Annotated in this window: 11 protein-coding genes; 5 read left to right on the top strand and 6 right to left on the bottom strand. The window is 67.8% G+C overall.

The window, feature by feature from the left end; genetic code table 11:
• Positions 1-210: 210 nt before the first annotated feature.
• Positions 211-2,958 (bottom strand): DNA polymerase I, encoded by a 2,748-nt coding sequence (gene polA / locus OEJ36_RS02610; protein WP_263400274.1) that lies wholly within the window; start codon positions 2,956-2,958, stop codon positions 211-213.
• A gap of 77 nt (positions 2,959-3,035) precedes the next feature.
• On the opposite strand from polA, the gene OEJ36_RS02605 reads away from it, so the two are divergent.
• Both OEJ36_RS02605 and OEJ36_RS02600 read left to right on the top strand, forming a co-directional pair.
• Positions 3,036-3,320, top strand: coding sequence for a DUF2782 domain-containing protein (locus OEJ36_RS02605; RefSeq protein ID WP_111259321.1), 285 nt, complete (start codon positions 3,036-3,038; stop codon positions 3,318-3,320).
• A 32-nt stretch (positions 3,321-3,352) separates the two neighbouring features.
• Complete coding sequence (locus tag OEJ36_RS02600; protein WP_263400273.1) at positions 3,353-4,303, top strand: homoserine kinase; 951 nt, start codon at positions 3,353-3,355, stop codon at positions 4,301-4,303.
• Here OEJ36_RS02600 and OEJ36_RS02595 read toward each other — a convergent pair.
• From OEJ36_RS02595 to OEJ36_RS02580, 4 genes are all read right to left on the bottom strand, one after another.
• The gene (locus OEJ36_RS02595; protein WP_263400272.1) at positions 4,300-5,379 is read right to left on the bottom strand and encodes a DUF4419 domain-containing protein; all 1,080 of its coding nucleotides are present in this window, start codon (positions 5,377-5,379) and stop codon (positions 4,300-4,302) included. The genes OEJ36_RS02600 and OEJ36_RS02595 overlap by 4 nt on opposite strands.
• 485 nt (positions 5,380-5,864) lie before the next feature.
• The gene (locus OEJ36_RS02590) at positions 5,865-6,554 is read right to left on the bottom strand and encodes an NrdJb (RefSeq protein WP_169708402.1); all 690 of its coding nucleotides are present in this window, start codon (positions 6,552-6,554) and stop codon (positions 5,865-5,867) included.
• A gap of 12 nt (positions 6,555-6,566) precedes the next feature.
• On the bottom strand, positions 6,567-8,702 hold the full coding sequence (locus OEJ36_RS02585) for an adenosylcobalamin-dependent ribonucleoside-diphosphate reductase (protein ID WP_263400271.1): 2,136 nt from the start codon (positions 8,700-8,702) through the stop codon (positions 6,567-6,569).
• Positions 8,703-8,869: 167 nt separating this feature from the next.
• Positions 8,870-9,790, bottom strand: a complete 921-nt coding sequence (locus OEJ36_RS02580) for a zinc ABC transporter substrate-binding protein (protein ID WP_263400270.1) — start codon at positions 9,788-9,790, stop codon at positions 8,870-8,872.
• 63 nt (positions 9,791-9,853) lie between these two features.
• Between OEJ36_RS02580 and OEJ36_RS02575 the strand changes: the two genes are divergently transcribed.
• Genes OEJ36_RS02575 through znuB form a run of 3 tightly spaced genes read left to right on the top strand, consistent with a single transcriptional unit; the run spans position 9,854 to position 11,932 of the window.
• A complete protein-coding gene (locus OEJ36_RS02575) occupies positions 9,854-10,354 on the top strand; it encodes a Fur family transcriptional regulator (protein WP_021219856.1) in 501 nt (166 codons plus the stop codon).
• Positions 10,351-11,154 carry a zinc ABC transporter ATP-binding protein ZnuC gene (gene znuC / locus OEJ36_RS02570; protein ID WP_263400269.1) on the top strand — a complete coding sequence of 268 codons (804 nt, stop codon included), beginning with the start codon at positions 10,351-10,353 and terminating at the stop codon, positions 11,152-11,154. The genes OEJ36_RS02575 and znuC overlap by 4 nt, the downstream gene beginning before the upstream one ends.
• Positions 11,147-11,932 (top strand): zinc ABC transporter permease subunit ZnuB, encoded by a 786-nt coding sequence (znuB, locus tag OEJ36_RS02565; RefSeq protein ID WP_263400268.1) that lies wholly within the window; start codon positions 11,147-11,149, stop codon positions 11,930-11,932. The genes znuC and znuB overlap by 8 nt, the downstream gene beginning before the upstream one ends.
• Here znuB and OEJ36_RS02560 read toward each other — a convergent pair.
• The gene (locus OEJ36_RS02560) at positions 11,929-13,575 is read right to left on the bottom strand and encodes a GMC family oxidoreductase (protein WP_263400267.1); all 1,647 of its coding nucleotides are present in this window, start codon (positions 13,573-13,575) and stop codon (positions 11,929-11,931) included. The genes znuB and OEJ36_RS02560 overlap by 4 nt on opposite strands.
• Positions 13,576-13,605: the final 30 nt, after the last annotated feature.

The following is a 13,605-nucleotide window of genomic DNA, read 5'->3' as shown; positions in this document are numbered from 1 at the left end:
GAAGTTCGGGGTTCAAGTCTGAACCGCTAGGGCGGGGTTCAGATATCTGCCAACACTAAACACAGCAAAAGGAGCATCGAAGGCTTCACCAGCCATTCCCATCCTCTGACCCTGTGCCCAGGTATAAAGTTCACCGCCCCGCTGAAAACCGTTCGTTATTAGAGCCTCCGGCCTTATGCGCCGGAGGTCTATACCAGGAATGGTGCCGGCTCAGTGCGCCTCGTCCCAGTTGTCGCCCACGCCCACTTCCACCAGCAGCGGTACATCCAGCTGCGCCGCATCGCTCATCAGCGGGCGGATGGCTTCGCGTACCTGGTCCACCAGGTCCTCGCGCACCTCCAGTACCAGTTCGTCGTGCACCTGAAGGATGACCCGCGCATCGATGGCGGAGTCCGTCAGCCAGTTATCCACAGCCACCATGGCGCGCTTCATGATGTCGGCTGCGGTGCCCTGCATCGGCGCGTTGATCGCGGTGCGTTCGGCGCCCTTGCGCATGGCCTGGTTCTTCGAGTTGATCTCCGGCAGGTACAGGCGACGGCCGAACAGCGTCTCGACGAAGCCCTGCTGGGCCGCCTGCTCGCGGGTGCGCTCCATGTAGGCGAGCACGCCGGGGTAACGGGCGAAGTAGCGGTCGATATAGGCCTGGGATTGCTTGCGGTCGACGCCGATCTGCTTGGCCAGGCCGAAGGCGCTCATGCCATAGATCAGGCCGAAGTTGATCGCCTTGGCGCTGCGGCGCTGGTCGTTGCTGACCTGCTCCAGCTCGACGCCGAAGACTTCCGCCGCCGTCGCCCGGTGCACGTCGCGATCGTGGCGGAAGGCATCCAGCAGCCCTTCGTCCTTGGCCAGGTGGGCCATGATGCGCAGCTCGATCTGCGAGTAGTCCGCCGCCAGCAGCTTGTAGCCCTTGGGCGCGACAAAGGCCTGGCGGATGCGCCGGCCCTCGGCGGTGCGGATCGGGATGTTCTGCAGGTTCGGGTCGGTGGAGGACAGCCGCCCGGTGGCCGCCACCGCCTGGTGGTAGGAGGTGTGGATGCGCCCGGTGCGCGGGTTGATCTGCTCCGGCAGCTTGTCGGTGTAGGTGCTCTTGAGCTTGCTCACGGTGCGGTACTGCATGATCACCTTGGGCAGCTCGAAGTCCTGCTCGGCCAGCTCCGCCAGCACATTCTCGGCGGTGGACGGCTGACCGGTGGCGGTCTTGGACAGCACCGGCAGGCCCAGCTTCTCGTAGAGGATGGCGCCGAGCTGCTTGGGCGAGCCGAGGTTGAACTCCTGGCCGGCCAGCTCATAGGCCTGGCGCTCCAGCTCCACCATGCGCGCGCCCAGCTCGATGCTCTGCTGGCCGAGCAGCTTGGCGTCGACATAGGCGCCGTTGCGCTCGATACGCGCCAGCACCGGTACCAGCGGCATCTCGATATCGCGGAACACCGAGGCCAGCGAAGGCACGGCCTCCAGCTTCTGCCACAGCGCCTGGTGCAGGCGCAGGGTCACGTCGGCATCCTCGGCGGCGTAGGGGCCGGCCTGCTCGATGGCGATCTGGTCGAAGGTCAGCTGCTTGGCGCCCTTGCCGGCGATGTCCTCGAAGCGGATGGTGCTCTGGCCGAGGTACTTCAGCGCCAGGCTGTCCATGTCGTGGCGGGTGGCGGTGGAATCCAGCACATAGGACTCGAGCATGGTGTCGAACGCGATGCCCTGCATGAGGATGGGCGTCGAGGCGTTGGCCAGGACGTTCATGTCGTACTTGGCGTGCTGGCCGATCTTGCCCTTGGCCGGGTCTTCCAGCAGCGGCTTGAGGGCCTTGAGCACGGCGTCGCGGTCCAGCTGCTCGGGCACGCCCATATAGGAGTGGGCCAGCGGCACGTATGCCGCCTCGTGCGCGTTCACGGCGAAGGAGACGCCCACCACCTGCGCCTGCTGTGGGTCGAGGCTGGTGGTTTCGGTGTCGAAGGCGAACAGCGGCGCATCCTGCAGCTTCTTCAGCCAGGCATCGAACTGCGCCTGCTCCAGCACGGTTTCATAGCGGGTCTCGACCGCATCGGCCGGCGCTGCGGGCGGCGGCAGCGTCTCGCCGGCGGCCTTGGTCTGGCGCTGCAGGTCGTCCAGGCCGGTCTTGAATTCCAGGGTGCGGTACAGCTCGGTCAGGGCCTCCACGTCCGGCTCGCCGGGGTGCAGCGCCTCGATCTCGACGTTCAGCTCCACGTCGCACTTGATGGTCGCCAGCTTGTAGGAGAGGTAGGCCATCTCCTTGTGCTCTTCGAGCTTGGCCGGCAGCCCCTTGGCACCGCGGATCGCCAGCTCGGGCACCTTGTCGAGGTTGGCGTAGAGCACGTCCAGGCCACCACCGACGCCGGTCAGCAGGCCCAGGGCGGTCTTTTCACCGACGCCGGGCACGCCCGGGATGTTGTCGACCTTGTCGCCCATCAGCGCCAGGTAATCGATGATCAGCTCAGGACCGACGCCGAATTTCTCTTTCACGCCATCGATGTCCAGCACGCTACCGGTCATGGTGTTGACCAGCGTAATGTGCCCGTCGACCAGCTGCGCCATGTCCTTGTCGCCGGTGGAAATCACCACCGCACGCCCCAGCGCCGCGCTCTGCCGGGCCAGGGTGCCGATCACGTCGTCGGCCTCCACGCCCTCCACGCACAGCAGCGGCAGGCCCAGGGCGCGCACGGTGGCGTGCAGCGGTTCGACCTGCACCCGCAGCTCGTCGGGCATCGACGGCCGGTTGGCCTTGTACTCGGCGAACATCTCGTCACGGAAGGTTCCGCCCTTGGCGTCGAAGACCACCGCGAAGGGGCTGTCCGGGTACTGCTTGCGCAGGCTCTTGAGCATGTTCAGCACGCCCTTGACGGCACCCGTCGGCAGGCCGGCGGAGGTGGTCAGCGGAGGCAGGGCATGAAAGGCACGGTACAGGTAGGAGGAACCGTCCACCAGGACGAGAGGGGCTTGGCTCATGCGTGAATTCAACCTTTATTCGCCGGACCCGCAGTAGAATGGCCCGATCATTGACGATAAGGGACAAGGTTACCACCATGCGCGCCATCAACCGCCTGTTGCTTGCCAGCCTGCTGGTCGTCGCACCGGCCGGCGTATTCGCCGCCGACGACGCCCCCTCTGCCGAGCCCGACGTGACCATCCGCCAGGACGGCGACAAGACCATCCAGGAATACCGCGTCAACGGCTTCCTGTACGCCATCAAGGTCACCCCCAAGGGTGGCAAACCCTATTTCCTGGTCCGCGCAGACGGCGACAGCAACTTCATCCGGTCGGACAACCCGGACATGCTGATCCCGCAGTGGGAAATCTTCAGCTGGTAAGGCTGCTGCGCCGACCGTAACAAGGTAGTCCAATGTCCGTTTTCACCCCGCTCGAACGCCCTGAACTCGAAACCTTCCTGGCCCCCTACGGGCTGGGGCGGCTCAAGGACTTCAAGGGCATCGCCGAAGGCTCGGAGAACAGCAACTTCTTCGTCAGCCTGGAGCAGGGTGAATACGTGCTGACCCTGGTGGAGCGCGGCCCCAGCCACGACCTGCCGTTCTTCATCGAACTGCTCGACGTGCTCCACGACGCCGGCCTGCCGGTGCCCTATGCCCTGCGTACCGGTGACGGCCAGGCCCTGCGCGAGCTGGCCGGGAAGCCCGCCCTGCTGCAGCCCCGGCTCGCCGGCAAGCATGTGCGCGAAGCCAACGCGCACCACTGCAGCGAAGTCGGCGCGCTGCTGGCGCGCCTGCACCTGGCCACCCGCGCGCACCCCATCGAACGCAAGAGCGACCGTGGCCTGGACTGGATGATCAAAGAAGGGCCGTCCCTCGCCCTGCAACTGGACGACGCCGCACTGCCTTTATTGCGTGACGCCCTGAAGGAAATCGCCGAGCTCAAGCCGCGCATCGTCGCCCTGCCCCGCGCCAACCTGCACGCCGACCTGTTCCGCGACAACGTGCTGTTCGACGGCCCGCACCTGGCCGGGCTGATCGACTTCTACAACGCCTGTTCGGGGCCGATGCTCTACGACCTGGCGATCTGCCTGAACGACTGGTGCTCCGACGAGGAAGGCCGCCTGGACGCCCACCGCGCCCGCGCCCTGCTCGGCGCCTATGCCGCGCTGCGCCCCTTCAGTGCCGCCGAGGCGGAACTCTGGCCGGCGCTGCTGCGCATCGCCTGCGTACGCTTCTGGCTGTCCCGCCTGATCGCCGCCAACGCCTTCGCCGGCCAGGACGTGCTGATCCACGACCCCGCCGAGTTCCAGCGCCGCCTGGCCCACCGCCAGGACGTGCACCTGCCGCTGCCTTTCGCGCTCTAGCTAGCGGGCTCTTCCACCACCGCCCAGCCGAACGCCGGGTACAACGCGCCGTCCGCGTCGCGCTGGGCCACGCCGAACAGGCCGCCCACCAGCCGTGCATTGCGCTTCGTGCCGGTGGTGAATTCGTCGATCAGCAGCACCGCGCTCACCAGGCTCTTGGGGATGGCCTGCATGCCCGGCCCCTGAGCCTGGTCCGCCATCAGCCAGTCACCGCTCAGTGCCGCCACGCCCGCCCGCTCGAAACGCACCTGCCAATCCCCCAGGTAAGGGTTCGGTCGCAGCGCGTCGGTAGCCGTGTCGACGAGGTAGGGGAACAGCGTAAGGATCCAGCCCGTCAGCTCCGACGGGCCCGAACCGCTGCGATAGCGGAAGAAGGACTCCCAGAAGGCGCGGTCCACCTCGCCGGCCGCAGTGCGGGCGATCGCCTCCAGCACCAGCTTCAGGCTCGCCACCCAATGGCCCAGGCCGTAACCCTCCAGCACGGTGAAACGCTCGATGATCAGGCGCCAGTCATCCTCGCTGCCCTGCAGTTCGATCTCGGGGATGCCGCAGCCGGCCAGCATCTCGTAGTCGAAATAGCCGCTGAAGGCATCCATCCAGCACAGCGAGAACGCCGCCTGCTCGATGGGGCCAGTAGTGGAGAACGCGGTGACGATGAAGTCGGAGAACTGCGGAATCTCACCGGCAATCTGCCGGGAGAAATCACCGAACAGCTCGACCCAGCGGCTTTTGTCGGCGAAGGGGTAGTCGGGGCAGAACACCGTGAGCTTCTTCTTGCCGGTGTGGCTCACCAGGTCGGGCCGCAGCTGCTCGCCATGCAGGGCCATATGGTTCGCCAAGCCCTGGGCGATGCAGAACCAGATGTCGTCCGGGCGGATCACCAGCGGGTGATGCCCATAGAAGGCACGGCACGCGGCCTTGGCGAAGGCGTTGCAGTTGTCCTCCTCCAGCAGCTCGGCGGCTGCGCAATCCAGCGCCTCCACCGGCCGGTTGAGCAGCGTGCGCATGACGGTATCCGCCGGCAGGCGCCGATAGGGCGCACCGTGTTCTACATCCGAGAGGGTGAAGCGGATCATTCGGGTTCTCCCTGAACCTGGAAAAGCGCCATGGTGCCGGTTTGCCGAAAGCGGTGCAGCTACCTACGTCCGACTCTGAAGCCCTGGAAGGACACAGATGTAGCCTGGGCTTTAGCCCGGGAAATGCATCAAGGATGGAACGAAGGTCAGGCCCGCTGTGGACATCCCTGTCGGTACTCCGCTGCCTCGGTTCAACCCCGGCCCGGCCGTCCTTGGCCGGGCGTTCGCCGGGGCAACGCATGCGTTGATCGAGTGAAGGTAAAGCCCGCTGTAGACATCCCTGTCGGTACTCCACTGCCCCGGTTCAGCCCCGGCCCGGCCATCCTTGGCCGGGCGTTCGCCGGCGCAACGCATGCTTGTCCGAGGAAAGGTAAAGCCCGCTGTGGACATCCCTGTCGGTGCTCCGCTGCCTCAGTTAGACCCCGGCCCGGCCGTCCTTGGCCGGGCGTTCGCCGGCGCAACGCATGCGTTGCGAAAACCCCGGCTCACCCACATTTCGAGTGCCCGCAGTTGAGGCAGGTGGCGCAGCCGTCCATCTGCACCACGGCCTGGGTGTTGCACTTGCCGCAGAGCTGGGAGCCGGGGGGGAAGCCTTCGCCGGGTTCGGCGGTGCTGGTGCCCAGGCTGGCTTCGTAGGCGGCGCGTTTTTCGGCGAGGTAGAGCTTCTGCTCCTCGCCCAGTTGCTGGCCTTCCATCAGGCCGATGGCGATCAGGTGGCGCTCCAGGACGGCGCCTATCTCGGCCACCAGCGAGGGCATGTAGATGCCGCCGCGCTTGAGGTAGCCGCCACGCGGGTCGAACACCGCCTTGAGCTCCTCCACCAGGAAGGTGCAGTCACCGCCCTTGCGGAACACCGCCGACATGATGCGGGTGAGGGCGACGATCCACTGGAAGTGCTCCATGCCCTTGGAGTTGATGAAAATCTCGAAAGGCCGGCGCTGCTCGTAGGCCGTGCCGGGGTTGAGCACCACGTCGTTGATGGTCACGTACAAGGCGTGCTCGAACAGCGGCGACTTGATCTTGTAAGTGGCACCCACCAGGGTTTCCGGGCGCTGCAGGGTCTCGTCCATCTGCACCACGGCGGCGGCTTCCTCGGCGGCCAGGCGCACGCGCTCGGCCTCGACGTCGACCACCTTGAAGCCCTTGATCTTCTGGCTGATCTTCACGCTCATCACTGCCTCCGCGAATCAGTACTTGCCGTAATAGCCTTCTTTCAAGGCGTCGAAGAGGTTGGCGGCGCTGTGCAGCTCGCCGTCGTACTCCACCTGCTCGTTGCCCTTGAGCTCCACCACGCTGCCGTCTTCCAGTTCGAAGCGGTAGCGGGTCTTCTCCAGGTCCGCGTCCTTCACCAGCACGCCCTGGAAGGCCGCTGGGTTGAAGCGGAAGGTGGTGCAGCCCTTGAGGCCCTGGCGCCAGGCATAGCGGTAAATGTCCTTGAAGTCCTCGAAGGGGTAATCGGTGGGCACGTTCGCGGTCTTGGAGATGGAGGAGTCCACCCACTTCTGCGCGGCCGCCTGGATGTCCACGTGCTCGGCCGGGCTGATGTCGTCGGCGGCGACGAAGTACTCCGGCAGCTTCTGCGCCGTGGCCTCGGCGCCCGGCACGGCGTGGGCGTTGACTAGGGTGCGGTAGGCCAGCAGCTCGTAGCTGCACACCTCGATCTTCTCCTTGGTCTTGCGCCCGGGGCGGATCAGGTTGCGCGAATAGGCATGGGCGAAGCTCGGCTCGATGCCGTTGGAGGCATTGTTGGCCAGGCTTAGGCTGATGGTGCCGGTGGGCGCGATGGAGCTGTGGTGGGTGAAGCGCGCGCCGACCCGGGCCAGCTCTTCCACCAGCTCCGGCGCGTACTCGGCGATGCGCTGCATGTAGCGCGAATAGCGCGCGTGCAGCAGGCTGCCGGGCACCTCGTCGCCCACTTTGAGGCCGTCCGCGGCCATCTCCGGGCGCTTGCGCAGCATCTCTGCGGTCACCGCGAAGCGCTTGGCCAGCAGCGGCGCCGGGCCTTTCTCCCGGGCCAGCTCCAGGGCCTGCTGCCAGCCCACCAGGGCCATCTCGCGGGCCACTTCCTCGGTGAACACGCAGGCTTCCGGGCTGCCGTAGCGCAGGCGCAGCAGGGTCAGCGCCGAGCCCAGGCCGAGGAAGCCCATGCCATGGCGACGCTTGCTGGTGATCTCCTCGCGCTGCTGCGCAAGCGGCAGGCCGTTGATCTCCACCACGTTGTCGAGCATGCGGGTGAAGACCTTCACCACCTCGCGGAAGCGATCCCAGTCGAAGCGCGCATCCTCGGTGAAGGGCGCCTCGACGAAGCGGGTCAGGTTGATCGAGCCCAGCAGGCAGGAGCCATAGGGCGGCAACGGCTGTTCGCCGCAGGGGTTGGTGGCGCGGATCGCCTCGCACCACCAGTTGTTGTTCAGGTCGTTGACCCGGTCGATGAGGATGAAGCCCGGCTCGGCATAGTCGTAGGTGGAGACCATGATCATGTCCCACAGGTGCCGGGCCTTGAGCCGGCCATAGACGCGGCAGGCCACCAGCCCGTCCTCGCGCACCTGGTAGCCCTCGTGCACCGGCCACTCGCGCCAGGCCACCTGCTCGGGGTCGCCCAGGTCCACCTCGCCCAGCTCCTTGGCGTGCACGGGGAATACCAGGGGCCAGTCGTCATCCGCCTCCACCGCCTGCATGAAGCCGTCGGTGATCAGCAGGCTGAGGTTGAACTGGCGCAGGCGCCCGTCCTCGCGCTTGACCCGGATGAACTCGCGCACGTCCGGGTGGCTGACGTCGAAGGTGCCCATCTGCGCGCCCCGGCGGCCGCCGGCGGAGCTCACGGTGAAGCACATCTTGTCGTAGATATCCATGAACGACAGCGGCCCGCTGGTATGGGCGCCGGCGCCGGAAACATAGGCGCCACGCGGGCGCAGGGTGCTGAATTCGTAGCCGATGCCGCAGCCGGCCTTGAGGGTCAGCCCGGCCTCGTGGACCTTGGCCAGGATGTCGTCCATGGAGTCGTGGATGATCCCGGAGACGGTGCAGTTGATGGTGGAGGTGGCCGGTTTGTGGCCCAGGGCGCCGGCGTTGGAAATGATCCGCCCGGCGGGGATGGCACCGTTGCGCAGCGCCCAGAGAAAGCGTTCGTACCAGCGTTCGGCGTCCTTGCCCTCCACCTCGGCCAGGGCCTTGGCGACCCGCTGCCAGGTGTGGTCGAGGGAGGTGTCGACCGCAGTGCCGTCCTTGTGCTTGAGACGGTATTTGCTGTCCCAGATATCTTCCGAAGCGGCCTGCAGGGCAATGCCCTCACGCGCCTGGATCGTGGTGCCTGTCTTCGCCATTCGCCGGAACCTCCTGTCATCTGGATGAACCCTTGGAAGCGGCTCACCCTATCAACATGTAGTGCCAGATCGATGACGCACATCAATATCTTGTGTCACCGAGCCAAAATCCTCGATGACACCTTAGTCGCTGGAGCGCCCCCTCGCCGGGCGTTCCGTCCGAACCTTCAGAGCGCTTCCAGGCAACCGGCCAGGCCGTCGCCCAGGTTCTCCAGCAGCTTTTCGTAGCCACCGGCATCCAGGGTTGCCTGCATGCCCAGGGCGTCCAGCTCGGCCAGGCGCACCGGCAGGCCGGCGGTCAGGGTTTCGGCCAGGCGCGGGCGCACCGGCGGCTCGTTGAACACACAGCTGGGGCCGGCTTTTTGCAGGCGCGCGCGCATGGCGGCGACGTGGCGGGCCCCGGGCTGCACCTCGGCGGCAACGCTGAAGACCCCGGTGTGGCGCAGGCCGTAGGCGGACTCGAAGTAATCGAAGGCCTCGTGGAAGACGAAGAACGGCTTGCCCGACACGGCGGCCATGCGCGCCTTGAGGCGCTGGTCGAGCTGGCCCAGGCGCTCGTCGAAGGCCTTGAGGTTGGCCTGGTAGCGGGCGGCGTTGGCCGGGTCGGCGGCGGCCAGGTCGGCGGCCATGCGCGCGGCGATCACCCGGGCGTTGGCCGGCAGCAGCCAGAGGTGGGCGTCGAGGGAGCCGGGGCGGTGGTCGTGGTCATGCTCGTGTTCATCCTCGGCCCCGTGCTCATGCTCGTCGTGGCCGATGGCTTCGAAGTGGCGCAGGGTCATGCCGGGCAGGGACTGCACCGCCACCGATGGCTGGCTGCGACCTTCCAGTACACGGGGGAGGAAGCCTTCCAGGTCCGGGCCGACCCAGTACAGCAGGTCCACTTCACGCACCCGCCGCACGTCGGATGGGCGCAGCGCGTACTGGTGCGGCGAGGCACCCGGGGCCAGCAGCACCTCGGGCGTGCCGACACCGTCCTGCACGGCGGCGGCGATCAGTTGCAGCGGCTTGATGCTGGCCAGCAGGCGCACTTCGGCCTGGGCCGGAAGGGCCAGGCAAGCGAGGAGAAGAAGAGGCAACAGACGTGACACGGGAACAGACTCCGGCTCGAAAGCGTAATAGAATAACGTCTCTTTGCCCGGACGTCGCCGCCCATGCTCAAGCCCATCAAGACCAAAGCCCCCCTGGCCTGCCTGCCCCACGACCATTCCCATTGCGTCCGTGATGCCCTGGCCGAAGCCGAGGTGCTCTGCGCTCGCGACGGCCTGCGCCTGACCGCCCTGCGCAAGCGCGTGCTGGAGCTGGTCTGGGCCAGCCACAAGCCGCTGGGCGCCTACGACATCCTCGGGGTACTCACCGAGGAAGACGGCCGCCGCGCCGCGCCGCCTACCGTTTATCGGGCGCTGGATTTCCTCCTGGAAAACGGCCTGGTGCACCGCATCGCCTCGCTCAACGCCTTCGTCGGCTGCAACCACCCGGGCGACGCCCACCAGGGCCAGTTCCTCATCTGCCGCGAATGCCAGACCGCCATCGAGCTGGAACAGCCGACCATCAGCAATGCCATCGTCGCCAGCGCCCAGGCCGTGGGCTTCAGCGTCGAAGGGCAGACGGTGGAGATCGTCGGCCTCTGCGCCACCTGCCGGGAGGCGGCATGAGCGATGCGCTGATCCGCCTCGACGGCGTCGGCGTCAGCTTCGCCGGCCAGGCGGTGCTGCAGGACGTCGGCCTTAGCCTGAAGCCCGGCGAGATCGTCACCCTGATCGGCCCCAACGGGGCCGGCAAGACCACCCTGGTGCGCACCGTGCTCGGCCTGCTCAAGCCCGAGCGCGGCAGCGTCTGGCGCAAGCCGCGCCTGCGCATCGGCTACATGCCGCAGAAGCTCCAGGTGGACGCGACCCTGCCGCTTTCCGTGCTGCGCTTCCTGCGCCTGGTGCCGGGCGTGGACCGCGACGCCGCCCTGGCCGCCTTGAAGGAAGTGGGCGCCACCCACGTCATCGACAGCCCGCTGCAAAGCGTGTCCGGCGGCGAGCTGCAACGGGTGCTGCTGGCCCGGGCGCTGCTGCGCCAGCCCGAGTTGCTGGTGCTCGACGAGCCGGTGCAGGGCGTCGACGTCGCCGGCCAGGCCGAGCTCTACCGCCTCATCACCCGCCTGCGCGACCGCCTCGGCTGCGGCGTGCTGATGGTCTCCCACGACCTGCACCTGGTGATGAGCACCACCGACCAGGTGGTCTGCCTGAACCGCCACGTGTGCTGCTCCGGCCACCCCGAGCAGGTCAGCTTCGACCCGGCCTTCGTCGAGCTGTTCGGCCAGGACGCCAAGAGCCTCGCCGTGTACCACCACCATCACGACCATGCCCACGACCTGCATGGCGAGGTCGTGGCTACTTCCACCTTCCCCGAGGGCACCCGCTTCACGCCCGTCCACAAGCACGGCCCCGACTGCAACCATGGCTGATTTCCTCGTCAACGCGCTTCTCGCCGGCCTCGCCCTGGCCCTGGTGGCGGGCCCGCTCGGCTCCTTCGTGGTCTGGCGGCGCATGGCCTACTTCGGCGACACCCTGTCCCACGCCGCGCTGCTGGGCGTCGCCCTGGGGCTGATGCTGGATGTCAGCCCCACCCTGGCGGTGACCGTCGGTTGCGTGCTGCTGGCCGTGCTGCTGGTGACCCTGCAACAACGCCAGCCGCTGGCCTCGGACACCCTGCTGGGCATCCTCGCCCACAGCACCCTGTCCCTCGGCCTGGTGGCCCTGAGCTTCATGAGCGAAGTGCGCATCGACCTGATGGGCTACCTGTTCGGCGACCTGCTGGCGGTGAGCCCCGCCGACCTGGCCTGGATCCTCGGCGGCAGCGCCCTGGTGATGCTGATCCTCATCCCGCTGTGGCGGCCGCTGCTGGCCATCACCGTGCACGAGGAACTGGCCCGGGTCGAAGGCCTGCCGGTAGCCGCCATCCGCCTGGCACTGATGCTGCTGATCGCCGTGGTCATAGCCGTGGCCATGAAGATCGTCGGCGTGCTGCTGATCACCTCGCTGCTGATCATTCCCGCCGCCGCCGCCCAGCGCCACGCACGCACCCCCGAGCAGATGGCCGCCGGCGCCAGCCTGCTGGGCCTGGTGGCGGTGTGCGCCGGCCTGGCGCTGTCCTGGTTCAAGGACACCCCCGCCGGCCCCTCCATCGTCGTCTCGGCGGCGGCGCTGTTCCTCCTCAGCTTCGCCCTGCCCAAGCGCGCCTAGCCGCTCACCGCCTGCGCCACGGTCGCCTTCGCAGCGCCCGTGGCCGCGTCTTCCAGGATCATCCGTGCCGCCTTCTCGGCGATCATCAGGGTCGGCGAGCAGGTGTTGCCGGAGACGATGGTCGGCATGACCGACGCATCCACCACCCGCAGCCCCGGCACCCCGTGCACCCGCAGGCGCGCGTCCACCACCGCCTCGCGGCCCTGGCCCATGCGGCAGGTGCCCACCGGGTGGAAGATGGTGGTGCCGATGGCCCCGGCCGCCTGGCGCAACTCCGCCTCGCTCTGCAGCGCCGCGCCCGGCAGGTATTCCTCCGGCCGGTAGCGCGCCAGGGCCGGTGCGGCGGCGATGCGCCGGGTCAGGCGGATCGCGTCGGCGGCCACGCGCAGATCCTCGTCCTCGCTCAGGTAGTTCGGCTGGATCAGCGGCGCGGCACTGGCCTCGGCGGCGCGGATATCCACCCGCCCGCGGCTGGCCGGGCGCAGGTTGCACACCGAAGCGGTGAAGGCCGGGAAGGCGTGCAGCGGCTCACCGAAGCGTTCCAGGGACAGCGGCTGCACGTGGTATTCGAGGTTGGCGCGCTCCTGCTCCGGGCCGCTGCGGGCGAAAGCGCCCAACTGGCTCGGCGCCATGGCCAGGGGACCACTGCGGCTGAGCAGGTAGCGCAGGCCCATGCCGGCCTTGCCCCAGAGGCTGCCAGCCATCTGGTTGAGCGTCGGCACGCCGCTGACCTTGAAGATCAGCCGCAGCTGCAGGTGGTCCTGCAGGTTGCAGCCGACGCCCGGCAGCTCGTGGCGCACGGCGATGCCCAGCCCCTCCAGCAGCGGGCGCGGACCGATCCCCGAGCGCTGCAGCAGGGTGGGCGAGCCGATGGCCCCGGCGCTGAGGATCACCTCGCGGGCGCGGAACTCCCGGGCCTGGCCCTGCCAGCGGGCCAATACGCCCCGGGCGCGGCCGTCCTCCAGCAGCACCCGCTCGGCTTCGACGCCGGTGAGCACGGTGAGATTGGGGCGCTGGCGTGCGGGGCGCAGGTAGGCCTTGGAGGCGTTCCAGCGCACCCCGGAACGCTGGTTGACCTGGAAGTAGCCGCAGCCTTCGTTGTCGCCGGTGTTGAAGTCCTCCACCGCGGCGATGCCGGTCTCGCCCGCCGCCTCGCGGAAGGCGTCCAGCAGGTCCCAGGACAGGCGCTGGCGCTCCACCCGCCATTCGCCGCCGGCGCCGTGGTGCTCGGAAGCACCGCCGTGGTGGTCTTCGCAGTGCTTGAACAGCCGCAGCACGTCGCTCCAGCCCCAGCCCGGGTTGCCCAGGGCGGCCCAGTGGTCGTAATCCGCCGCCTGGCCACGCATGTAGATCATCCCGTTGATCGACGAGCTGCCGCCCAGCACCCGCCCACGGGGGTAGCCCAGGGCGCGGCCATTGAGGCCCGGCTCGGCCTCGGTGCGGTAGCACCAGTCGGTGCGCGGGTTGCCGATGCAATAGAGGTAGCCGACGGGGATGTGGATCCAGGGGTGGTTGTCGCGGCCCCCGGCTTCCAGCAGCAAAACCCGATGCCGCCCGTCGGCCGAAAGCCGGTTGGCCAGCAGGCAACCGGCGGGGCCGGCACCGACGATCAGGTAGTCGTAGGGGCTGTTGTCAGGCTGCATCGGAACCTCGCCAGAGCTTGTAACTGTTGT

It is taken from the genome of Pseudomonas sp. PDM13 (genome assembly GCF_025685765.1).
Lineage (GTDB): Bacteria > Pseudomonadota > Gammaproteobacteria > Pseudomonadales > Pseudomonadaceae > Metapseudomonas > Metapseudomonas solani.
Note: the sequence above shows the minus strand (reverse complement) of the source record. Positions and strands in the feature narration are given on the sequence as shown.

Bases quoted from the DNA above. Each gene is read 5' to 3' on its own strand.
- polA (WP_263400274.1), bottom strand. From the start codon at position 2,958: ATGAGCCAAGCCCCTCTCGTCCTGGTGGACGGTTCCTCCTACCTGTAC.
- OEJ36_RS02605 (WP_111259321.1), top strand. From the start codon at position 3,036: ATGCGCGCCATCAACCGCCTGTTGCTTGCCAGCCTGCTGGTCGTCGCA.
- OEJ36_RS02600 (WP_263400273.1), top strand. From the start codon at position 3,353: ATGTCCGTTTTCACCCCGCTCGAACGCCCTGAACTCGAAACCTTCCTG.
- OEJ36_RS02595 (WP_263400272.1), bottom strand. From the start codon at position 5,379: ATGATCCGCTTCACCCTCTCGGATGTAGAACACGGTGCGCCCTATCGG.
- OEJ36_RS02585 (WP_263400271.1), bottom strand. From the start codon at position 8,702: ATGGCGAAGACAGGCACCACGATCCAGGCGCGTGAGGGCATTGCCCTG.
- OEJ36_RS02575 (WP_021219856.1), top strand. From the start codon at position 9,854: ATGCTCAAGCCCATCAAGACCAAAGCCCCCCTGGCCTGCCTGCCCCAC.
- znuC (WP_263400269.1), top strand. From the start codon at position 10,351: ATGAGCGATGCGCTGATCCGCCTCGACGGCGTCGGCGTCAGCTTCGCC.
- znuB (WP_263400268.1), top strand. From the start codon at position 11,147: ATGGCTGATTTCCTCGTCAACGCGCTTCTCGCCGGCCTCGCCCTGGCC.
- OEJ36_RS02560 (WP_263400267.1), bottom strand. From the start codon at position 13,575: ATGCAGCCTGACAACAGCCCCTACGACTACCTGATCGTCGGTGCCGGC.